This window comes from Mesorhizobium sp. M1A.F.Ca.IN.022.06.1.1 (genome assembly GCF_003952605.1).
GTDB lineage: Bacteria > Pseudomonadota > Alphaproteobacteria > Rhizobiales > Rhizobiaceae > Mesorhizobium.
The window spans coordinates 1,272,674-1,293,903 of sequence record NZ_CP034455.1 but is presented as its reverse complement, the minus strand read 5'-3'; the positions used below and the strand labels follow the sequence as shown (position 1 = coordinate 1,293,903).

The window sequence follows — 21,230 nt, the reverse complement described above, 5'->3', positions numbered from 1 at the left end:
TCTGACCCATTGGGCCGCTAAGAGCGCGCTAGCATGCTTGGTTAAGATGAAGATTTGATTTCCAGCGGCGATCGCACGGCAATCAGCTCCTGAGCCGCGATCTGCTCATCCCTTTTTTGCGAATGCCCACACCATGACCGGGTACTCCTCGTCATTGCTGAGATCCCGCCACAGGCCGTAGGCCCGCACCGGCCCGCCGATGTGCGCCCTCGCGCAGGCCTTGTTGCCCCAGCCGAAGACCTGCACGTCATTTTCTGCGAAGCCGCCCTCGATCATGACCTGCTTCAATCCCGCCGGCGTCCAGCGGTTGTAATCATGCGGCCGTGCATGCACCCGGAACAGGAAAGGCGTGGCGACCATCGCCCAGCCGCCTTGCTTGGTCATTGCGTGGATGTTGGCGGCGGCCGCGAGCGGCCGCTGAACGTGCTCGAGCACCTGGTCGGCGATGACAATGGAAAATTGCTCGTCAGTGCGGTCGCGGCAGATGTCGAACTCGGGGAAATCAACCGAGCGGTAGTTCGGGCACATCGACCGCCAGTAGCGGTTCCAGCCGGGTGAGATTTCGATGACGTCGCGGGATTTGCGATTGGCCGCTTCGAGGAAGGCCGTGAAAGCTTCGATCTGGCGAATGCGCAGCCAGTTGCGCGAATCATAGCCGATCAGCCGTTTCACCGCGCGCTTGCCACGGTCCTTCAGCGCGCCGGCAAGGCTCGTCGTCATTTCGGCCTCCTCCTTAGCCCGCCGCAACTGGTGCTACATCGCAAAGAGTACAAAAGAATGACGCGAGCGAACGCAGCCTCTCTTTGGGTCGTGCGCTGACGATGAGGTGCAGCCGCCTTCCAAGCCGCTGCCTAGTCGCGATATTTGCGCGGGAGCTAATCCACACTTGTCGTTCGTCAGCTTGGGGGTATGGTTGCAACGTTGGGACAAACAGGGGACGCGAGTTTGCCTCGTCGATCGGCACGAGCCCATCTGCTTGGACTAATCGCGGCCGCCGTGTTGCCGGTCTGGCTGTTTGCTGCCTACCTGTTCGTCGCCTACGCCCTGCATGAGCAGCACCGCATCGAGCAGGAGGCGCTTTGGACTGCTCGTCAGGTGTCGCTGATCGTTGACGGCGAGCTAGCAATCATCAAGACGAGCCTCGATGGCCTCTCCAAGTCTCCTGGTCTCGCCAATGGTGATCTGCCCGATTTTGCCAACGAGGCGAGGCGCCTCGTCCAGGGTACGGATCAGGTAGTCACGCTGCGTGATCTCGCTGGCCGCGTCTTGGCAAGCACGCAATCAGCCAAGGGCTCCGAGCCTTCGGCCGAACCGCTGACGCCCGAGGAGCGCGAGCACCTGGATCTTGCTGGCGTGCTGGTCAGCAACGTGTTCGCCGCGCCGGGATCGAACGAATATCGCATCGCAGTCACCAGACAAGTCTCGGGCTCAAAAGGCCAGCCGCTGCTGCTTTCGATGTCGGTCCCGACTGAGCGTGTTCGCCTCGTCATGCTGCCAGCTGTACCGCAAGGGTGGACGGTCGGTGTCGGTGATCGTGAGGGCAATTACGTTGCGAGATCGAAGCTGCACGATCAGTGGACCGGCAGGCCGGGTCTGCCCGAATATGTGAATAAGATCGTCGGCCGCTCCGGTACTTTCCGGTCCAGCAATTTCGAAGGCACCACGCTGCTGGCCGGTTACTACCGATCGCCGTATTCGGACTGGTTCTACACCGCCAATGTTCCGCTCTCAGATGTTCAGGCGCCTCTGTGGTGGTCGCTCGCACAGATTGGCGCAACAGGCCTCACCGCGCTGCTTGTTTCGCTGGCTCTGGGCTACGTGGTCGGTAAAACCTTCACCAAGGCCACAGTGGACCTCGCCGCGCGCGCCGATGCGCTCGGCGCAGGGGGCGAGGTCGACCCCATGTCGACGTCTGTCGCCGAGTTCGACTCGGTTGCACAGGCGATGATCAAAGCCGGGCGCGCAATCGCGGAACGCACGCGCGAGTTGGAAACAGTTCTGGAAACGGTGCCCGCAGCGGTCTGGTTCACTTATGACCCGGAGGCCCGCCAGGTGATACGCAATCGGTTCGCTGCGGAATTGATGGGGCTGCCGACAGAGTCTCGGAAAACCTTCGGCAGGCCTGAACTCGTGATCGACACGCTGGCCTATAAAGACGGCCAAAGTGTCAGCCGGCAGGATCGCCCGCTGAGCAGGGCGATGCGCGGCGAAGAAACCGACAGCGAAGAATTCGCCTACAAGCTGCCATCGGGGGAGCAACGTTACCTGCTTTCCAGCGCCCGGCCTATCCGCAGCGCGGAAGGTTCAATTATCGGCGCGGTGCAGATCAGTCTCGACATCTCCGAACGCAAGCGCGGCGAGGAGCAGCGTCAACTGCTGGTCAAGGAGCTGAACCATCGGGTCAAGAACACATTGGCCGTGGTTCAGGCGATAGCGGGGCAGACCATCCGCAACGCCACCAGCCTTGCCCAGGCGGGAGCGGCACTTTCCAGCCGGTTGATCTCTTTGGCCAAGGCGCACGATCTCCTTACTCGGGAGAACTGGAGCGGCGCCGATCTCCAGACCCTCATCGCGGCGTCGATCGAGCCCCACGCGCCGCTTGCCCGGTTCGATCTCTGCGGCGAGGAGGTTTGGCTGGCTGCGAATATCGCGCTCTCCCTCGCGCTGGCCCTTCATGAGCTCACGACCAACGCCATCAAATATGGAGCACTGTCGAATTCGACGGGATCGATCTCGATCTCGTGGAAGGTCGTGGAAGGCGAGACGAGCCGGTTCCTTGAACTGGATTGGCATGAGAAAGGTGGCCCGCCCGTTGCCCGTGGCAAACGTGGGTTCGGCACGGAGCTGCTGCACAGGATATTCGAGTATGAGGGCGGCGACGGCGTTACCTTGAACTACGAACAGTCAGGTCTGCATTGCGCTTTTCGCGTGAGCCTCGATCGTGGGAAGGGGACGGTTCCACCGGGGACCGAAGCCTTGCCGGCTGATCTCCCCAAGTAAGGAGATCAGCCGATCGGCGATATCAATAATCGCCGCGGTAATACCGGTCGTCGCAGGGCGCGGTGTAGATCTGGCCGTAGCGGTCCCGATAGCGGCAGAGCTGCTCGCCGCGGCGCTGCGGGGTCGTGGCGCTGCCGACGACGGCGCCGAGCAGCGCGCCGCTTGCCGCGCCAATCACCGTCGACTTGGTGTTGCCGCCGATCGCCTGGCCGACCAGTGCGCCGCCGGCGCCGCCGATCAGCGCGCCGGTGGTGGCACGCTGCTGGCCCTCGGTCTGGGTCTCGCATCCGGCAAGTGCCGCGGTCATCAGCACCGCCACAAAAACCTTCTTGATCATCATCTCCAGAACTCCTTCAAGCCCCAAAGACCAACTAAAACAGGGGCGTACCTGGCCGAAGTGGGCTCGCATTGCGGCGGAACGGCGGCGGAGCCTGCTCACGAAATGAGTCAGGGTTTCCCGGTGGTTGAAGGCCATGGTTGCCAAACGGCAAAGGCGACCCTCTCGGCAGTAACCCTTCAGCGGGTCCTCAATGGAACAATGATGGTCGCGAGCTCCTGATTGTCGGCGTCAGCCATGATCTGTTCAAGAGAGCTAGGTTCTGGGATGGCCTCGCCATCATCAATCAGACCCCCAACATGAAAGGCGAGAGCCTGTTCGGCTAAGTGCGCGCTTCGCCGAGGCTTGCGCCGGCGGTAACGACGCCGGGGAAGTCAGGAAAGGACACTCCGTAGTCGCTGGCGTCTTCTTTGTGGATCAACCCGATGTACTGGCGCATCGTTTCCTCTTGCCGCGCGGCGGCCGGCCCCTAGCTTAGAAACACCCGCACGACGGTGCAAGGCGATGGACAAGTTTCCGGCGTCTGACAGGCCTCCTCCAGGGAGGCCAAGGATCCGTGCGGCCGAGTATCTGCGCATGTCCACAGACAGGCAGATCTACTCGATCGACAACCAGAGAGATGCGATCCGCAATTATGCGAAGGTCATGGGTTATGACATTGTTGCGACCTATGAAGATCCCGGGCGAAGTGGCCTCAGCCTCGTCGGACGCCCAGGCTTGCGGCGGCTGTTGGAAGATGTCGAAAGCCGGCGAGCCGATTTCGAAACCGTCGTTGTCTACGATGTGAGCCGTTGGGGGCGCTTCCAGAATACCGATGAAAGCGCCACCTATGAATACCGGTGCCAGATGGCCGGAGTGCGGATCGAGTTCTGCGCCGAGCTGTTCGTGAACGATGGGAGCATCGGGTCCGACGTCCTGAAGGCAATCAAACGCAGCATGGCCGCGGAGTACAGCCGCATGCTGTCGAACAGGGTCTTCGCCGGTCAAAGCCGCATCGTCGCACTGGGTTTCAGCGGCGGTGGCCCCGCCGGCTATGGCTTCAGGCGCCTTCTTGTTGACGGCTCCGGAAATCCCAAGGCGATGCTTCATCGCAACGAGCGAAAAGGGCTGGCAAGCGATCGCGTCATTCTAGTGCCGGGGCCAAAAGAGGAGGTCTCCACCGTAAGATGGATGTTCAATCAATTCGTGACGAAGGGAAAAACGGAAGCCGAAATTGCGACTGCATTAAACGCTCGCGGCTTGGTTACTGAACGCGGCCGACCATGGACCAAAGCATGCGTGGGCACGATACTGACGAGCGAGAAGTACATCGGCAACAACGTCTGGAATCGAATATCCCATAGGCTTCTGCACGACCGGGTAAGAAATCCGCCAAGCGCATTTGTTCGCGCCGACGCTGTCATCGAGCCGCTCGTGACCCGGGCGCTTTTCGATCGTGCGCAAGCTATCAGGCGCGCGCGCGCTTACCTTAAGCCCGATGAGGAGCTGCTTGCCGATCTGACCAAGCTCCTGAAAGAGCGGGGGAAGCTGTCGAGCCCAATCATAGACGCCGCCCCCTTCTGTCATTCAGCTTCCATTTACGCGCACCGATTTGGAAGCATGAAGGCCGCCTACCAGTTGATCGGATACGACGCCTCGGCGAACTATCGGAAACTCGATGTCAGCAACCGGCTCAAACAGATCCGGCAGCAAGTCGTCGAGCAATTGATGTCGAAGATTGACAAGGTCGGTGGTTCGGCACTGTACGATCCCAAAACAAAGCTTTTGCGCGTCAATGACGAATTCTCCATCGCGATATGGATCGCGCGCTATCGGATTATCGTCACCGGCTATCCACGCTGGATATTTTGGAACCGCGGTCTCGTTGGGCCAGATGTGACGATTTTGATCAGAATGGAGCCTGATCATCAAACTGTTCGTGACTTCCTCATTGCGCCCGCGCATCAAGCGCAATCCGCCCTTCGCATGCTCAACGCAAACAACGGCGTGCGCCTTGATGCCTTCCTCTTCGCTTCGCTCGATCCTGTCGTGGAGATGGCGAGACGAGAATCGATTTCGGCGATCACGTGATAGTAACCAGGGCCGAGCTTCGTCGCTTCGTCGAGAACAACCGGCATGCCGCCCGTTTTACGAGCGATTTGCAGGCGCCGCAGAATCCATTGCGTGGCCCGGCATTCTTGCGGACCTATAGACGCCAATTCGATCGGATGCAGGATTTCATCAGAGAAGCCGTCGCAGCGCGGCATCAACTGGAAGTCGTCGTCAATGCCACCGGTCAGATCCTGGCCAACGCGGCGTTCCGCGCCTTGCTGCAGGCGCATGATCTCGGAACGCTGCCTTGGATCCTGACGCGAGTTTCGCCAACCGGACCCGATTCCCGTTCTGAAGAACAGCACGGCCCGTCGTGCTTCACAGCCGAGCCGCAGCTTGTTGGCGGTGTCTGCCTCGAGGCTCTCGACCTCCTGAACGATTTCGGCGCCCCCTTGAAGATTTTCCCCTTGTTGCGAGAGGTCGTGCCGAGCCGGCAGGTTGAAATCGTGCGTCTCATGCTAGCGTTGGAGCGGGTGCAATTTCGAGTGGCGAGAGTGTTGATCGCGCTCACACCACGATCGCAGCTCACCGATCCCTTTGCGCGCAGAAAGCAATATGAGGGCATCTCCCCGACGCGCTTGGCTGCCATGGAAACCGACCTGGCCAAGGTCAGCCGTGAATATCTGAGCGCCGCCAGCACCCATGGCGCAACAGTGCTCAACCTGATCGCCGTTACGAGTTATTTCGACAGGTTGTTGAACAATCCGAAGTTGGTGCGGTTTATGGCGCGCAATTTTGCCGGGCACCTTGAGGTGTATCAGGAATTGCTCGACTTTCGCGAAAGTGGGTTTCAGAAACGTGCACCGATCGCTGAACGAAGCGCGTGGATTTGAGCTCTCCCTCTTGCCGTCGAACTCGTTGTCTTGATCACGGGCTGGCGCTGCACTGAGCCGTGTGCCCTGCGCCAGATCCCAGGAAGCAATCCGGGGCTCTTGCTTAACTGATTGTCTGGCCGCATCTTTCTCTTGGGGAGAGAGGGCTTGGACAAGGCTCGATATAACAATCGCTCTGACCGGTGGCGAGGGCGGCGCGCAGGCGCGAAACGCTCGCGCGCCAGGCGATGGGCAAGCGTGCCGCTTCGTCTTGTGCTCGTGACGGTGGCTGCGTTTTCTGCCTTGCTCACGCAGTTCGTCATGCACAACAGCGGATCGCTTCCGGAAATCAGCATGCAGAACATCATCAAGCCGAGGCCGGCATCAATCGCCGGCGTCGCCTCGGTCATCGACGGCGACACGATCGAGATCCACGGCCAGCGCGTGCGCTTCAACGGCATCGACGCGCCGGAGAGCCGCCAATATTGCGACGATGTGAAGGGCTTCGAATATCCCTGCGGCCGCCGCTCCGCCGAAGCGCTGGACAAATTCCTGGCAGCCTCAAGGCCGGTGCAATGCGCATTCGTGACCTGGGACCGCTACGGGCGCTTTGTCGGCGACTGCACGCGCGCCGACGGAACCGATGTGGCCGCCTGGATGGTCGAGCGTGGGCAGGCGCTGGACTGGCCGAAATACAGCGACGGTGCCTATGCGGCGCAGCAGGCCAAGGCGCAGTCGGCGAAGCTCGGCCTATGGGTTGGCAACTTCCAGGCGCCTTGGGACTGGCGGGCGCAGCACAGCGACGATGTGCGGGCGCCATCGACACCAACCTTCGCGCTGGGCAGCGGCAACGCCGGCTGCAACATCAAGGGCAACATTTCGGCCGAAGGCGAACGGATCTATCACGTGCCCGGGCAGAAATACTACGGCGTGACCATAATCAACCAAGCCAAAGGGGAAAGGTGGTTCTGCTCGGAAGGCGAAGCCGTTGCTGCAGGTTGGCGGCGTTCCAAGCGCTAGCATTTCCCAAACGTTATCGAACTGCCGGTGAACCTAGGCTCGCCCAACATGGTCGCGAATTGCGGCGGGCCTCAACTGTCCACACCAATATTCGGTCGGACCCTTGCCATTCCAGTTGGCTTGACCGAGCTTGCGCAGGGGTAAAGGGGGAAGAATTGACAATTGAACTTGACCGTCTCATTCAGAATCTCGATGTAAAACGTACGGTCCTCTTTTTCGGTGCAGGGTCGTCAATTCCGTCAGGTTCCCCAAGTGCTGGCGATCTTGCTACAGCTATAGCAGCTGAGTTCAAGATTGACGCCAACGGTTTTTCGTTGGCCGAGATTGCCGAACTGGCTGAGCTCGAACGAGACCGAGCGTCTTTGATCCGCTTCGTTCGGCAGCGGTTTCCTCGGCCAAATCCAACTGGCGGAATATTGAATATTCCCCTTTACAAGTGGCGGGGCATATACACGACAAATTATGATGAGCTCCTAGAGAGAAGTTATCAAATCCGAAACCAACCGGCGCACGTTATCACTACAAATTATGACTTCTCCAAAGATGTTCTGCCCGACGCGCAACCGATATACAAGATACACGGCACGATTGGACAGGACTTTGTGGACGGCCATAAGAGCCGAATGATAATCACCCAAGCCGATTATGATCGTGCAACAGACTATCGGGAATATCTGTTTACCCGGCTCGCGAACGACATGGCTGGCGGTGACTTAGTTATCATTGGATACTCCCTCTCCGATCCAGATATAAAATCTGTGGTAGATCGAGTGCTCGCGATACAAGGCAAGATGAGCGGCGCCGGCGGTGCCGTTTATCTAGTCCTCTATCAACGAGACGAAGCGCGCGCCCGACTGTTTGAGTCTCGCGGCGTTAGGGTTGCCTTTGGGGGGATCGACGAATTTTCGGCTGCGTTGACCAGAAAGGGTCCAGCAGCAACTGTCGTCGAGTCGTCATCGGACGATCCCGTGCAGGATTCGCAAATTCTCAGCACAATTACCATTGACGTGCAGCATTCAATCGGAGCGTTCCCTCCGAACGCTGTTGCGATGTTCAACGGATGGCCAGCTACTTATGCAGATATCGCCTCCGATCTGACCTTCACGCGAACAGCGGCCAACACAATAGCCGCAACCCTTGCCGCCGGGACAAAGCAGTTCGTGGCAATGATAGGCGCTAGCGGAGTGGGCAAAACGACGGCTGCCCGCCAAGTCGCGGTTCAACTTGAACGGCAAGGTTGGCGCTGTTGGGAGCACAAGACCGATTTTGAGCTTGTGGCGGATGAGTGGATTTCGGCAGCGCAGAAGCTTCAGGCGATGGAGCGGCACGCTGTCCTCTATGTCGATGAGGCCCATTTGCACCTGTCATCGATCAATGAAATTGCGGAAGAACTTGTCGAGCAGAAATTATCGAATCTTCGAATTTTGATGACCTGCGGAAGATCGCAATGGCAATATCGCACGAAGTCACCATACCTATCGAAAAATATGTCGGAACTGGTGCTAAGCAAGCTTGCGAACCACGAGATTGACAGGTTAATATTGCTCGTCTCCAGCGATAATAGCATCAAGCCCCTGGTCGAGGGGACGTTCTCGGGATTTTCCTTTCAAGAAAAAAGACGCCGTCTCGCGGACAAATGCGAAGCTGATGCATTTGTTTGCCTTCGCAACATATTCGCTCAAGAGAAGTTCGACGACATTATCCTACGCGAGTACGCGCAGCTGGGCACCGCCGATCAAGAAATCTATAGGGTAGTGGCAGCGCTAGAGTATGCGGGCATTCGCGTACACCGGCAGATGATTTTGCGCTTGACCGGCATTGCTGCTGGAATGGTCGCTGCGGCCTTGACGAATCTCGTCGACGTGATTTCTGAATATGACATTTCTGAGAGGTTCGGAGTTTATGGCTGGAGAGTCCGCCACAAAGTGATCGCGGGCATTGTTGCTAAATACAAGTACTCTGATCCCGCAGCCATGGTCGAGCTTTTCGATCGCGTTATAGATAATCTTTCGCCGTCGTACCGGATAGAGCGCGATTCTATCAACGAAATGTGCAACCTTGATACAGGTCTGCCTAGCATTTCGGAAAAAGATATACAGAATCGGCTGCTCCGCAAGTTGATCTCGGTCGCGCCGGGGGAGCCAATACCTCGGCACCGGCTCATTCGCAACCTGATTGACCTTGAGAAGTTCGATCTTGCGGAAACTGAAATCCGAGTGTTCGAGTCCGATCTTGGGACGGACGGTCCCGTAGCCAGATATCGCATAATCCTTCTGCTGGCTCGAGCAATCTACACTCCGGGAATTATGGACGAGGATCGGGTAGTTATTCTTAGGAAGGCAGAGGCACAGGCATCGGCCTCGGCGGCTCGTTTTGAAAACAACCGCCATGTTCTATCCGCTTATTGCGAAGTCGGGCTGGAGCTCCTGAAGAGAACCCGGGATAGTTCCACTTTCGACGCGGCCCTTAAAGGGCTTAGGGCGGCAGCCCATCGTATGAGTGATGAAGAGGCAACGAAGGCCGTACGGAGCTACGAACGTCGTTACTTCGAGTTCAAACTGTGAACGAATCTATTTCGTGAAGAACGGTTAATTCATCTCGCGTTGTACTTACCCACCACCCGATGACAAATCGGCCAGTCCACGCGGCTCTCGGTAAACGTCTTCGCCGGCCGGTATTGCTCCAGTGTCCACTCGCGGTCGTTCATGCCGACCAGGCGCTTGATGATCGCTTCCTCGTCGCCGCGTTCCTTGGGCGGAGTGTGGAAGAACACGGCGTCCGAATCGCGTGCCGGCTGCAAATGCGGGTTCACCAGCGCCGTGTCGCCCGGCCAATAGGCGGGGATCATCGATTCCCCACGCACCAGGATGCCGTAGCCGCCGCGGACATTCTGCAGCACCGCCGGGCGCTTTACCCAGTCGATCGCCTCGAAGGTGACGATCATATGGCCTTCGCCTCCCATGGCGGCGGCATAGATCGGCAGGTCGCGGCCGCCGACCAGCTCGTCGCCGGGGATGATCGGCGTGCGCGATGCTCTCGGCTTCGGCTCGCGCACGATCGGTACAGGTGCTGCGCCTGAGGCGTCGAGCAGCCAGGCGACATCGGTCTTGAGCAGCGCGGCAAGTTCGGGCAGTCGCTCCATCGAGGGGCGGGTGGTGTCCGCCTCCCATTGCGTGACTGACACGCGCTTGATGCCAAAGTGATCGGCGACGTCGTTCTGCGTCAGGCCGGCAGCTTCGCGCGCCTGGCGCAGGCGCTGGCCGAGTGTCGTCGAGTCGGTGCGTATCGTCGCGATCATGCCAGCATAGTAATTATTGCTTACTTTTTTGCAAGCGATTGCGTGTTGACAGAGTAGGTAGGTAATACCTACCATTAGGCCATGATCGAAATCGTCAGAATCGCAGCCGCCAAGGTTGGCGGATTGGGTGCGCTCGCCTCGCATCTGGGCATCCGCCACCAGGCCTTCTATTCCTGGAAGCGGGTGCCGGCCGAACGCGTGCTGGACATCGAGCGCGCCACCGGCATCTCGCGCCATGCGCAGCGGCCCGACCTCTTCGGTCCCGATATCGTTGACGGTCGCGCATCCTCCCAAGCCATGACCGGCAATGGCGAGGAGGCGCCGCGATGAGCTGCGCCTCCTCGATCAAAATGCCGGCAAATGGCCGAGATTGTCAGAAGGCGTCGGTGGATTTCACGCTCTTTGCGCTCTTCCTCGAGGCCCGACGCATCCATCGCCGCAAGTCGCCGACGCGCGTGGCGAGAGAGGCGGACGTCGAGGTCGACGCCGTCTTTCGCGCCGCGCGCGGCCGCGATCCGGGCGCCGACGAGTTCCTGGCGCTCTGCGCCTGGATCGGCGAGGAGCCGTCGCTGTTTCTCAAAAAGGAGGCCAGGCATGGTCAGGCTCGCTGCCTATGACTATCGCGAACTCGGCAAGCTCTTGCGGGCGAGGCTCGAGGAAGACGGTCGCGGCTGGCGCGTTTGCGCCGCCGACATCGGGGTAAGCGCTTCCGACCTGTCCCGCATCTGCAACGGCCAGAACGTCTCGGCGCCGAAGGTCATCGCCGTCTGCGACTGGCTGAAGCTTTCCTTCCGCGCCTTTTACCTGCCGCCGCCAGTTGATGCCGGCGCGATGTTTCACGGGACGAGCACTGAAACAGGGAGCACCTGTGATGCTGGATAGACCTGCAAAAGCAATCTTCGGAACACCCGGCAGCATCGACGCGGCGACGCTCTTCAAGCTGCCTTTGCCGATGCAGGCCGAAGGCGTGCGGCTGCTGTTCGAAATGGGCCAGAGCCTCGAGCAGGTGCGGGCGCGGCTGGGGCTATCCGCGCGGCAGTTGCGGGCGCTTGCCGCGGAGGAAGGCACGTTCTCGCGTGGCGGCGAGGGGATCGGAAAAGAGTAACAGGAGCCGCTGTTTTGAGCATGCAGTCTGGTGGCTTCGTCATTGAACAGTTCGTCGAGGAGGCGCGCGCCGTCTCGATCGACGCCGCCGCCAAACGGCTCGGCCTGAAATTCACCGGCCGCCGGCACGAGCACCCGCAGCCTTGCCCGCATTGCGGCGGCACGGACACCTTTGCGTTCAACACCGCCAAGAACAAATGGAACTGCCGGGCCGGTGGCGCCGGCGGAAATGATGGCATCGGCATGGCTGCCCACTGCGAAGGCCTCGACCTGCATCGTCGCGCGGCCTTGCTGGAGGCGTGCTCCATTTTGCTCGACCGACCGGTTCCTAGCCAGGCGGGAACCGAAAATGCCGACGCGGCGAACGCTCGACGCAGGCGTCTCGAAGAACGCCGGCGGCTGAATGAAGCTCGAGCGGCTGAACGCGCCGAACGGCGGGTCGACTATCGCGAGCGCGAACGGCAAAAGGCCAGGTCTATTTACGAAGCCGCGGCACGCGTCGGCCGGTTCGGGCGGCTGGTCCCCGAATATCTCGAGGCACGCGGCTGCGGGCGCATTGGCGCCTCGCAATGGCTGCGCTACGCATCGGAGCTGGCCTACTGGCACGGCAGCGATGAGCGCGGTCGGCCGAGTGAGCTCCATTCTGGGCCGGCGATGGTCGCGCCCTTCCTCAAAGCCGACCTGGATGCGATCGGCTGCCACATCAGCTGGATCGATCTGGCGCGGCCGCCGAAGTTCCGGCCGCTGCTCACCGATCCGGCGACAGGCGAGCCCCTGCCGACCAAGAAAATGCGCGGCTCGAAGAAGGGAGGGCTTATCCCGCTTTTCGGCGATCCTTCCGCGGCACGCTGGGTCGGCGGGGAGGGGATCGAGAACGGCGCGGCCTTTGCCTGTTGGGAGAGCTGGCGCGAGGACACGTTCTATTTCGCCGCCGGCGATCTCGGCAATCTTGCCGGCCCGGCCGATCCCGCCTCGCGGTTCGCCCATCCAGAATTGAAGAAGCCAGATTCGAAAGGCGTGCCGCGACCGGTGATGATTGCCGGCCCGATTCCTCGACCTGGTCAGGACCCCGAGGACGCCATGTGGGTGGGCGAACAGGTCACCGAGCTCGTGCTGCTCGCCGATGGCGACTCCGAGCGCGTTGTGACCGCGGCGGCGATGGCGCGCGCCCGTGCCCGGCATGCGCGGCCGGGAAGGGCGATCCCGATCGTCTGGCCGCGGCCTGGCTGCGATTTCGCCTCCATGGCTGCCGAAGCCGCGAAGAGGGTGGCGTGAGCAGCAAGAAGCCCGCCATGCCGGACCAGGTGGCCGCCGTGCTTGAGGAAGCTCAGCGCCAGGCGGCCGCCTATGGGATAGAGTCCCGATCCCCTTTGTTTGGCGTGAGTGAAACGTGGCGGCAGCTTCCCGAACAGCCCAACGAGCAGTCGGTGCTGAGCGACTGCGCCTCGGAACCGGAAACGGATATCGGCAATGGGCGCCGTTTCCTGATCCGCTACGGCTCGCGCGTGCTGCATGTGGCGCGCGTCGGCTGGCATGGTTTCGACGGCACGCGCTGGAAAGAGGACGAAGACGGGTCGGTGGTCCGGCCCTTGGCGCAGAAGACCGCGGAATTGATCTCGGCCGAGGCCGCGCTGCTGAGCGCGACCGAGGATGAGGAGAGGGCCCTGGAGGCGGGCCGGAACGCGCGCCTGGAGCGCAAGCGCTTAGGTCCGGCCAGGAAGGACTGGGACGCCGAGAAGCTCGGCCGGCTGATGGAGCTGGAAGAGATCATCGACGCAGCCGATGAGGCGCGGAAGAGTGCCAATGCGAGGAAATCGTCACGGCATCGTCACGCGAAAAGCTCGGCCGGTTCGTCGAAGCTGGACAACATGATGAAGGAGGCGCTGCCGCATGTGGCCCGAATGGTGGGCGACCTCAACAGGGATGTCTACGCCTTCAACTGCCGTTCCGGCACGCTGCGGTTTGTGCGGATGGAGCATGAGGAGTCGGATCCGCAGGATCCTGTCTACGAGTGGCAGGCGCGCCTCGATGTTCACAACCCCGTCGACCTGATCTCGAAGAGCGGCGAAGCCGAGTATCGGCCGGGTGCCGCGGCGCCGGTGTTCGACGCCTTCCTGAAGGAAGTGCAGCCCGACCCGGAGATCAGGGGCTTCCTGCAGCGTTTTGCCGGCTATTGCCTTCTCGGCCTCACAGTCGAGCAATGCCTGGTCTTCTTCTACGGCGCCGGTTCCAACGGCAAGTCGACCTTCGTCGACCTGCTCTGCTCGATCTTCGGCGATTTCGCCGTGACGCTGTCGATCGACAGTTTCGCCGGCGACACCAGGCGAGGGGGCAACGAGGCGACGCCGGACCTCGCGCGTTTGCCCGGGGCGCGGCTGGTCGCGGCATCGGAACCCGAAATGGGCGTGAAGCTGAAGGACGCGCTGATAAAGACGCTGACCGGCGGCGAGAAGATCGCGGTGCGGCGGCTGCACCAGGATTTCTTCGAGGTGGTGCCGCAGTTCAAGATCCTGCTTTCGGGCAACCACAAGCCGCGCATCGACGACACTTCCGACGGCATCTGGCGCCGCGTCTACCTCGTACCGTGGGAAGTCCAGATCTCGAAGGACAGGATCGATCGTGATTTGCCCAAGAAGCTGCGCGCCGAAGCCGACGGCGTCTTCGCCTGGCTGGTGCAGGGGACGCTCGACTATTTGAACTATGGGTTGCGACCACCGGAAAGCGTGCTCGCCGCGACCCGCGAATATCGGGAAGAGAGCGACCCGATCGGCGCCTTCCTGCGCAACGCCTGCATCGTCACCGGCAAAGAGGAGGACGAGACCTCGCCGGGCGATTTGCATCTCGGCTACGCCAACTGGGCAGCCCGCGAGGGTGCGGCCGAGTTCAAAGCCTCTACGTTCTCGCGCAAGCTTCCCGACTACACCCGGCTGACATGGCGATCGCCTGAAGGCGCGATGAAGCGCTTCTGGAAGGCGAAAAGCGGCACGACGATCTACCGGGGCATCAGGGTCAAGGACGAGTTCGTGCGGCCGCCAGGTCGCGACCCTGGGCCCGCGCCGGAGGCATACGGCTTTGAGGGCTGACCCTTTCCCCTTTTCGGCGCCAAGGCCGCGAGGGACGGTAGATTGCGAGTTGGGGAAGGGAGCCGGACTGAAAGGGTTTGGGAAAGCAGCAGGTTAGGAAGCAAGGGACGCTGGGGTCGATTTTTCTCGGTTCGTCCGTGCGCGGATGAGATCAAACGAAGGACAAAGAGGCATAGCGGGTGTTTCATGTATGGCGCGGATTTCATCGTCCCTTTCGACCCTCCCGTCCCGACATCCCGGCTATCCTGCTGCTTTTGTTCGCTTTGTTGGCTTTTCGATTTGGGACGAAGAGCAGCGAGTTGGGTCGATAAGAGAAAAATTGGGACGAAGGAGTGAAAGCACATGAAGACGGTGAACATAGAAGAGCTGTTGACCTGGGCCTTCGTCCATGAGCTGCCGAAGGGGGGTGGCGTGGAAGGTCTGGAAAATCCGCATTCGGCCTGGCGCATGTTGCAGGCTTCTTCCTGGGGCAAGATCACCAGCTTTGGCGAGCTTGGCGCGCTGATCGATGGAGGCCGCAAGGACTACGACAATTTGTGGATCGAGCAGGGCGAGCCGCACGAGGATGCGGTGACCGTTGGCCGGGCGGTCGCGGCGCTGGCCGCTTGCGAGGTCGTCATCCCGCAGGGCTGGAATGCCTTGGCGAATTGGCCGGATACGCACGGTTTGGCCGAACTGTACGTTGCGCGCGCAGTTGAGCGCTATCGCGCCCGTTCGCACGAGCAACGCGGCGAAGGCATTGTCAGCCTGGTCGTCGGAACCGCGATCCTCGGGCGGGAGCCTGACTGGGGCGCGGACCCTGCCAGGGTTCGGCTGGCCGAGCGCGGCGGCAAGCCGGCCTGGTTCGTCATGAAGCGCGTTACGGACAATAACGGCCAGACCTACGACATCGAGGTGCATGGCTATGACGAGCGCCTCAAGCGGCCGGCGAAGGGCGCTTACCGAAAGTACGAGTTCTCGACCGATCCGAGCGGCGACATCATGGGACGGCTCGACTACCAGATCTGGGTCGCGGCGCTGCGCTGGCTCGAGGCCGAGCTCGGGCCGCAGCTGATCGCGCATCGGCTAGTGTCCTCTGATCGCACGATGACGCCATGGCTCGAGGAGGACAGACCTGGGGTTTGGTTGGCACACAACGATGCGGATCAACGCGCGAAAAAAACCGCCTCCGTCCGTTGACGCGCGGCAGAAACTTGACATAGACCTGATCACGGTAAGAAAGAACTCGCCCCGGCGCTCCTCGCGACCGGGGTTTTTCATTTTGGGAGTACGAGCGTGAACGGCCTGCTGACGATCAGGTGGGCCGATCTGTCTGGTCTCAAGCGGCTGGACAATGCGCTGGGCCGCTTGAGCGAGATGCAGCGCAGCTTGCTGCTTGCGCGAGCCGTAAATCATGTCGGCGATCGGTTGCGCACCAAGCTGACGCGGACGCTCGCGAACCAGACGGGCCTGCCGTACCGGACGATCCGCAGGGCGATCAAGGTCGAGCGGGCCAACTATGGCGAGCTCGCCTATGCCATGCGCACGCAGGGCGGCGACGTCTCGCTCAAATACTTCAAGCCGCGCGAGACGCGGGCTGGCGTGACCGCTTCGCCCTTCGGCGCGCGGCGGCTGTATGCCGGTGATTTCGCCAAGGCAGGTCGGTTTCCAAATCGCGTCACCGCCAAGGGCTTGGGCGGCCACGTCTACGCGCCGGATCGCTCGTCGACCAGGTGGGGCAGGCCGGTTTCGCTCGTGGATTCAGGCGTCATCATCCCGGCCGAGATGGTCAAGGGCGACACGGCTCAAGAGTTTACAGCCTTCGCCAACCGCGAGCTGCCGCCGAGGGTCATGCACGAGATCAGCTTCATGCTCCCTGGCTTCTTCGACTAACTGGGCAAGACAGCCGTGCCGCCACCCAAGGTATAGGGACCGTACCGCGCCCCTCGACCTCAAACGGGCAGACCCGCCCCTGGATTTCCGCCAGTCGCACCATCGAAAAAGTTGGGTTGTCAGGGTTGTCAGCGGCTCGAAGGAAGTTGTCTGGATGCCGTCTGAAGAAACCGTGATGGCGACGCCCGCCGAGATCGCGGCGCGCGATGGCGTCACGAAGCAGGCCGTCACCAAACTGGTGCGGCGACTGGTCGAGGAGCATGACCTTCCGGTCGAGCGCGACGCTCGCGACCGGATCATGCGGTTTTCGCTGGCGCACTACGATCACTACCGCGGCGAGTTCGCTAGCTCCGAGAAGATTGCGGCCGCTCGCAAGGACGCGCCGTCGGCTCCGTCGGCCAACTCCAGCACGTCGCGCGACGAAGCGCTTCGGCAAGAAGCTTGGCTCAAAGTCGGACGCGAGAAGCTGCGTCGGCAGGAGCATATCGGCCAGCTGGTCCGCGCCGACCGGATGCGTGAAGCCCTGACCGTCTGCGGCCGTGAGATCCAGTCGAGCATCGCCCGTCTGCAGAACAAGGCCGACGACATGGCTTTGGCAGTTTCGCGAGAAGGCGCCCATGGGCTGCGCGTGCTGTTGCGCAGCATCGCTTTCGAGTTGAACACCGAGATCGCCGATCGGCTCGGCGCCATCGTCGAGAAAGCCGCGGAGCATGACGAGGTGCTCGAGGACGAGGAGTTGTGAGCGTCCATTTCGGGCTCGGCCATCCCGGCGCGCTGCGCCTTGCCGGCATGGCGCTTGCGGAGGCGATCAGGCCTCGCCCGCCGGCGCGCTTTCGCGAGTGGCTGCCCGACAACATCGTGCTTGTCGACGGGCCTAAGAAGGGGGAACTCTGGGCGCTCGAAGACGCGCCATATCTAGGCGAGATCGCCGACTGCCTGTCGCTCGAGCATCCCTGCAATCTGGTGACGGTGCGCAAATCGCAACAGACGGGCGTCTCGATCCTCGCCCTTGCCTGGTCGCTCTACATCGCCGACACGGCGCCGGACAACACCATCTACGGCCTGCCGTCGATCGACTTCCTGCAGGACATGAACAGCCAGAAGCTGCAGCCGCTTATCGAGGCCTGGCAGGCGAAGACTGGCAAGCAGGTGATCTTCCCGGCCGTGAGCCGGTCCGGCTCGGGCTCGACCATTTACGAGAAGCGTTTCGCCGGCGGATCGCTGATGCTCGCCAACGCCAACGTGGCGACCGATCTCTCGGGCAAGACGACGCGCTACGGCGTCAAGGACGAGGTCTCCAAGTGGCAGACCCATGTCAGCGGCGACGATCCGGAAACGCTCTTTTTCGGTCGCTTCACCGCCTTCCGGCGCACGAAGGCCTTCAAGATCTTCGAGCTGTCGACGCCGGAGATCGACACCGGCGACGACCTGGGCGACCTGCCGGCGCATTGCCGGATCGACCGTTCCTTCAAGCGCTCCGACCAGCGTTTCTGGAACATTGCCTGCGTTGAATGTGGCGGAGAGTTCGTCCAGGCCCACGAGGGGTTCCATCTCGATCGACTGCATCCGCACAAGAGCTTCTATGTCTGCCCGCATTGCGGGCACATCATCACCGAAACCGAGCGGGTCATCGGCGTCCGCAATGGACGCTACATCGCCACCCTGACCGGTCCTGACCGGCACCCCGGCTTCCACGTCGATGCCTTCATCTCGCTGATGATGAGCTACGAAGCGATCGCCGAGGACATACTCAACCACTCCAAGGCCGGCGGTCTCGGCGACAAGGGGATTTTCAATCTGGTGTACGGCCTTCCCGCAAAGGTGAAGGGCAACGCGCCGGAATACGAGCGGCTGATGGAGCGCCGCGAACCCTTCGCGGAAATGAAGATCCCTGCCGATGGGCTCATTCTCGTCGCCGGCGCCGACGTGCAGCACAATGGCATCTGGACCCTCGTCGTTGCCTTTGGCGAGGACCGGCAATGCTGGGTGCTGGGCGTCCGCTTCTTCGAGGGTGCGACGGACAACGCCGGCGAAGGCGCCTGGACGAAGCTCGGTGAGTTCTTCGCCAAGCCGCTCCACGACGCTTTCGGTAGCTGGCGGCGGATCGAGGCACTGGCCGTGGACGGCGGCGACGGCGGCCGCACCAATCAGGTCCTGGAATGGTGCCGGCGGCGCCCCAATGCCTATGCTGTCAAGGGCGTCGGCGGACGCGGTGTGCCGGCAATCAGCGTCCCGGCCAAGAAGTCGGTCACCAAGCGCGGCAAGCGCAAGCGTTTCGGCAGCGCGATGCTATGGCCGGTCGGCACATGGGGCCTCAAGTCGGAACTGTTCGCCAATCTGCACAAGCCCGGCCTGCGTTCCGGCGAGCCGGCCGATCCGCCGGGCTACGTGCATTTCGGCGACTTCCTGCCGAAGGAATATTTCCTGCAGCTCACGGCGGAGGCCTTCGTCGCCGAGGTCGTGCGCGGCAAGTTCCATGAGGAATGGAAACGCCTGCGGCCGGACAATCACTGCCTCGACGCGCAGGTTTACGCCATGGCGATGGCGGAAATGCTCGGGCTGTCGACCAACAGGGCCGACGACTGGGCGGCCCTGCGCGAGCGGCTGAGACCGGCTTCGGAGCCGGACCTGCTTCACGGCCTGCGCCATGCCCCGAAGCCTGAGACCACGGACCCGACGGAATCGACGACGGACGAGGTCTCGCAAGCCCGTCGCGAGAAATGGAAAAGGCGCGCATGAAGTTGCTGGAGCGGATATTCGGCAGGGAAGGCGCGTCCGCTCCTCGTCCGTCCGCAAATGCCGGGTATCTGCGCGACAGCCGTTCGCGGATCCTGTCAACGCGCGGCACCGCGCTGCGCGATCATCGCGACGAGGTTCGCACCGCGTGGCGCCGCGCGGCCGGCCTTGCCATGGACATCATCCAGAATTCCGGCCGTCTGAGAGGCGCGGTCGACCAGGTCATCGCCGACACCGTCGGAGTCGAGCTCATCCTCAATCCGATGCCGGACCTAGCAAAGCTTGGTTATGACAGGAAGGAGACGGACGATTTCATCAAGCTGTTGAAGGCCGAGTGGAAACGCTGGGCGTGGAACGCGCGCGAATGCGACCTTAAGGGCAAATTCATCGTGCCGCAAAAGGTGGACATCGCTCTGCGCCATGACGTCGTCTTTGGCGAGGCGCTGATGCTGATGGACTATATGTCCGCCGGCGTCCGCCGCCGCTACGGCATCACGTCCGGAACCAAGATGTGCCTGACGACGCCTACCGCTTTGGTGCAGGACACCAGTGAGTTCGAGGGGCTGTATCAGGGCGTTATCCACGATCCGAACGGCCGTCCTGTCGCCTACCGTCTCGCCGAGAAAGAAACCGGCATCGTCGTCAAGCGCGACCATCGGGCCTTTGACGCGCAAGGGCGCCAGATGGTCGCTCATGTGTTCGACCCGGTCGACGGCAACGACGTGCGCGGCATTTCTCGGCTCGTCGCGGCGTTTCGCGAATACCTGCAATGGGAGACGCTGGTCGACGTGACGATCCAGACCGGTATCCTGCAGACCGTCTTTGCCCAGGTGCTGACCAGCGAAAAGCCTTCGGCAGAGGCCTTCGAGGCTCTTGAGGCGCTCGGCGAGAGCCAGGACGGCAAGGAGCTGCGCGCCCAGTTCCGCGACTATTTCCTTGCCGTCATGGACAAGGCGGCCGAAAGCGAAATCTCGGTCGGCAGCGATCCGAAAATCTCGCATTTGGCGCCCGGAGAGAAACTCGACCTGATGTCGACCGGCATTCCGGGGCCGCAATTCCTGCCCGTTTCCAACGAGCTGCAGCGCGGCATGGCGCGCGCGATCGGCATCAGCGTTGCCAGCTACACGATGAACTACGAGGGCGCGACCTATTCCTCGACCCGAATGGAAGGGGCGTCCCTGCACCCGGTTGTCACCCGCCGCCGCGATCGCATCGCTTCGCCGATTTGCCAGATCGGCTTCGAGCATCTGGTGGACGAGCTGATCGGCACCGGCCGGCTGCCGTTCAAGGGTGGCTACGCGGCTTTCTCCGCAAACCGGGACAGGGTGCTTTGGGCAATGTGGCAAGGCCCGGCCAAGGCCACTGCCGACGACCAGAAGAGCGCCAAGGCGGCGAGCGAACGGTTGCTCAACGGGACGTCGACGCTTGACATGGAATGCGCGGAGATCGGGGCCGACGCGGAGGAGGTCTTCGAGCGCCGGCTCTACTGGCACAAGCGCTATGTCGAGGCGGGCATGCCGTCGCCGTTCGGTCAGGGGCCGGGCGACGCGAAGGACGACGTCATCCAGGACGAGAAGGCATCGAAGAAAAAGGAACTTGCCTGATGCCGGCCCTCGTCACCATCAACGGCGTTGCCGTCGACCAGGATGACCCCTGCGCGCTCTATCAGGCGCTCTATGCGGTAAAGCTGCGCGCGCTTACCGGCGAGCATGTCGAGGAACTTTCCATCCAGTCCCCGGTGACCCGGGAGCAGCTTCGTTTTTCCGGCGCCGACATCAAGGCGCTCGACGCCGAACTGATGCGCCTTGCGGCCGCCTGCTCGGCAAAGAACGGAAAGCGTTCGCGCTACGCCAAGACGATGCGGTTCATCCGCTAGG

General features: G+C 61.7%; 20 protein-coding genes and 1 pseudogene. 17 read left to right on the top strand and 4 right to left on the bottom strand.

The window, feature by feature from the left end; genetic code table 11:
- Positions 1-105 precede the first annotated feature (105 nt).
- Positions 106-720 (bottom strand): methyltransferase domain-containing protein, encoded by a 615-nt coding sequence (locus EJ078_RS06520; protein ID WP_208721159.1) that lies wholly within the window; start codon positions 718-720, stop codon positions 106-108.
- Between the two features lie 276 nt (positions 721-996).
- On the opposite strand from EJ078_RS06520, the gene EJ078_RS06515 reads away from it, so the two are divergent.
- On the top strand, positions 997-3,000 hold the full coding sequence (locus EJ078_RS06515) for an HWE histidine kinase domain-containing protein (RefSeq protein ID WP_245459130.1): 2,004 nt from the start codon (positions 997-999) through the stop codon (positions 2,998-3,000).
- Between the two features lie 22 nt (positions 3,001-3,022).
- Here EJ078_RS06515 and EJ078_RS06510 read toward each other — a convergent pair whose 3' ends face one another.
- Both EJ078_RS06510 and EJ078_RS06505 read right to left on the bottom strand, forming a co-directional pair.
- Complete coding sequence (locus tag EJ078_RS06510; RefSeq protein WP_095800226.1) at positions 3,023-3,340, bottom strand: YMGG-like glycine zipper-containing protein; 318 nt, start codon at positions 3,338-3,340, stop codon at positions 3,023-3,025.
- 182 nt (positions 3,341-3,522) lie between these two features.
- A pseudogene (locus tag EJ078_RS06505) lies at positions 3,523-3,776 on the bottom strand (type II toxin-antitoxin system HicB family antitoxin); the annotation flags it as partial.
- 65 nt (positions 3,777-3,841) lie between these two features.
- On the opposite strand from EJ078_RS06505, the gene EJ078_RS06500 reads away from it, so the two are divergent.
- The 4 genes from EJ078_RS06500 to EJ078_RS06485 all read left to right on the top strand — a co-directional run bounded on the left by EJ078_RS06500 (position 3,842) and on the right by EJ078_RS06485 (position 9,824).
- Positions 3,842-5,407: a recombinase family protein gene (locus EJ078_RS06500; RefSeq protein ID WP_281060662.1), complete on the top strand. Its 1,566-nt coding sequence runs from the start codon at positions 3,842-3,844 to the stop codon at positions 5,405-5,407.
- On the top strand, positions 5,404-6,261 hold the full coding sequence (locus EJ078_RS06495; protein ID WP_208721156.1) for a plasmid partitioning protein RepB C-terminal domain-containing protein: 858 nt from the start codon (positions 5,404-5,406) through the stop codon (positions 6,259-6,261). Before EJ078_RS06500 ends, EJ078_RS06495 begins: the two co-directional genes overlap by 4 nt.
- Positions 6,262-6,594: 333 nt before the next feature.
- Entirely contained in the window at positions 6,595-7,260 is a 666-nt protein-coding gene (locus EJ078_RS06490) for a thermonuclease family protein (protein WP_245459129.1), read from the top strand.
- 155 nt (positions 7,261-7,415) lie between these two features.
- Positions 7,416-9,824, top strand: coding sequence for an SIR2 family protein (locus tag EJ078_RS06485; RefSeq protein WP_208721143.1), 2,409 nt, complete (start codon positions 7,416-7,418; stop codon positions 9,822-9,824).
- Positions 9,825-9,853: 29 nt separating this feature from the next.
- Here the strand turns inward: EJ078_RS06485 and EJ078_RS06480 are convergent, their stop codons facing one another.
- Positions 9,854-10,558, bottom strand: a complete 705-nt coding sequence (locus EJ078_RS06480) for a helix-turn-helix domain-containing protein (protein WP_095800219.1) — start codon at positions 10,556-10,558, stop codon at positions 9,854-9,856.
- Positions 10,559-10,639: 81 nt separating this feature from the next.
- On the opposite strand from EJ078_RS06480, the gene EJ078_RS06475 reads away from it, so the two are divergent.
- From EJ078_RS06475 to EJ078_RS06420, 12 genes are all read left to right on the top strand, one after another.
- A complete protein-coding gene (locus EJ078_RS06475; RefSeq protein ID WP_208721141.1) occupies positions 10,640-10,888 on the top strand; it encodes a Cro/CI family transcriptional regulator in 249 nt (82 codons plus the stop codon).
- 56 nt (positions 10,889-10,944) lie between these two features.
- Positions 10,945-11,175, top strand: a complete 231-nt coding sequence (locus tag EJ078_RS06470) for a hypothetical protein (RefSeq protein WP_208721139.1) — start codon at positions 10,945-10,947, stop codon at positions 11,173-11,175.
- Positions 11,153-11,440, top strand: coding sequence for a hypothetical protein (locus tag EJ078_RS06465; RefSeq protein WP_127323480.1), 288 nt, complete (start codon positions 11,153-11,155; stop codon positions 11,438-11,440). Before EJ078_RS06470 ends, EJ078_RS06465 begins: the two co-directional genes overlap by 23 nt.
- Positions 11,430-11,663 carry a hypothetical protein gene (locus tag EJ078_RS06460; RefSeq protein WP_127847788.1) on the top strand — a complete coding sequence of 78 codons (234 nt, stop codon included), beginning with the start codon at positions 11,430-11,432 and terminating at the stop codon, positions 11,661-11,663. Before EJ078_RS06465 ends, EJ078_RS06460 begins: the two co-directional genes overlap by 11 nt.
- Positions 11,664-11,683: 20 nt before the next feature.
- The gene (locus tag EJ078_RS06455; RefSeq protein ID WP_208721621.1) at positions 11,684-12,937 is read left to right on the top strand and encodes a P4 alpha zinc-binding domain-containing protein; all 1,254 of its coding nucleotides are present in this window, start codon (positions 11,684-11,686) and stop codon (positions 12,935-12,937) included.
- Positions 12,934-14,745 carry a phage/plasmid primase, P4 family gene (locus EJ078_RS06450; RefSeq protein WP_245459127.1) on the top strand — a complete coding sequence of 604 codons (1,812 nt, stop codon included), beginning with the start codon at positions 12,934-12,936 and terminating at the stop codon, positions 14,743-14,745. The genes EJ078_RS06455 and EJ078_RS06450 overlap by 4 nt, the downstream gene beginning before the upstream one ends.
- Before the next feature lie 342 nt (positions 14,746-15,087).
- Positions 15,088-15,924 carry a hypothetical protein gene (locus EJ078_RS06445; protein WP_208721137.1) on the top strand — a complete coding sequence of 279 codons (837 nt, stop codon included), beginning with the start codon at positions 15,088-15,090 and terminating at the stop codon, positions 15,922-15,924.
- Between the two features lie 96 nt (positions 15,925-16,020).
- Complete coding sequence (locus EJ078_RS06440; protein WP_127215565.1) at positions 16,021-16,617, top strand: phage tail protein; 597 nt, start codon at positions 16,021-16,023, stop codon at positions 16,615-16,617.
- Between the two features lie 154 nt (positions 16,618-16,771).
- Positions 16,772-17,359: a hypothetical protein gene (locus EJ078_RS06435; RefSeq protein ID WP_127335109.1), complete on the top strand. Its 588-nt coding sequence runs from the start codon at positions 16,772-16,774 to the stop codon at positions 17,357-17,359.
- Positions 17,356-19,356, top strand: coding sequence for a terminase gpA endonuclease subunit (locus EJ078_RS06430; RefSeq protein ID WP_245459125.1), 2,001 nt, complete (start codon positions 17,356-17,358; stop codon positions 19,354-19,356). Before EJ078_RS06435 ends, EJ078_RS06430 begins: the two co-directional genes overlap by 4 nt.
- Positions 19,353-20,957 (top strand): phage portal protein, encoded by a 1,605-nt coding sequence (locus EJ078_RS06425; protein WP_210212260.1) that lies wholly within the window; start codon positions 19,353-19,355, stop codon positions 20,955-20,957. Before EJ078_RS06430 ends, EJ078_RS06425 begins: the two co-directional genes overlap by 4 nt.
- Positions 20,957-21,229, top strand: a complete 273-nt coding sequence (locus EJ078_RS06420; protein WP_208721132.1) for a hypothetical protein — start codon at positions 20,957-20,959, stop codon at positions 21,227-21,229. The genes EJ078_RS06425 and EJ078_RS06420 overlap by 1 nt, the downstream gene beginning before the upstream one ends.
- The last annotated feature ends 1 nt before the right edge of the window (position 21,230 follow it).

Coding starts and splice junctions, on each gene's coding strand:
- EJ078_RS06520 (WP_208721159.1), bottom strand. CDS start 720: ATGACGACGAGCCTTGCCGGCGCGCTGAAGGACCGTGGCAAGCGCGCG.
- EJ078_RS06510 (WP_095800226.1), bottom strand. CDS start 3,340: ATGATGATCAAGAAGGTTTTTGTGGCGGTGCTGATGACCGCGGCACTT.
- EJ078_RS06500 (WP_281060662.1), top strand. CDS start 3,842: ATGGACAAGTTTCCGGCGTCTGACAGGCCTCCTCCAGGGAGGCCAAGG.
- EJ078_RS06490 (WP_245459129.1), top strand. CDS start 6,595: ATGCAGAACATCATCAAGCCGAGGCCGGCATCAATCGCCGGCGTCGCC.
- EJ078_RS06480 (WP_095800219.1), bottom strand. CDS start 10,558: ATGATCGCGACGATACGCACCGACTCGACGACACTCGGCCAGCGCCTG.
- EJ078_RS06475 (WP_208721141.1), top strand. CDS start 10,640: ATGATCGAAATCGTCAGAATCGCAGCCGCCAAGGTTGGCGGATTGGGT.
- EJ078_RS06465 (WP_127323480.1), top strand. CDS start 11,153: ATGGTCAGGCTCGCTGCCTATGACTATCGCGAACTCGGCAAGCTCTTG.
- EJ078_RS06460 (WP_127847788.1), top strand. CDS start 11,430: ATGCTGGATAGACCTGCAAAAGCAATCTTCGGAACACCCGGCAGCATC.
- EJ078_RS06455 (WP_208721621.1), top strand. CDS start 11,684: ATGCAGTCTGGTGGCTTCGTCATTGAACAGTTCGTCGAGGAGGCGCGC.
- EJ078_RS06445 (WP_208721137.1), top strand. CDS start 15,088: ATGAAGACGGTGAACATAGAAGAGCTGTTGACCTGGGCCTTCGTCCAT.
- EJ078_RS06435 (WP_127335109.1), top strand. CDS start 16,772: ATGCCGTCTGAAGAAACCGTGATGGCGACGCCCGCCGAGATCGCGGCG.
- EJ078_RS06425 (WP_210212260.1), top strand. CDS start 19,353: ATGAAGTTGCTGGAGCGGATATTCGGCAGGGAAGGCGCGTCCGCTCCT.
- EJ078_RS06420 (WP_208721132.1), top strand. CDS start 20,957: ATGCCGGCCCTCGTCACCATCAACGGCGTTGCCGTCGACCAGGATGAC.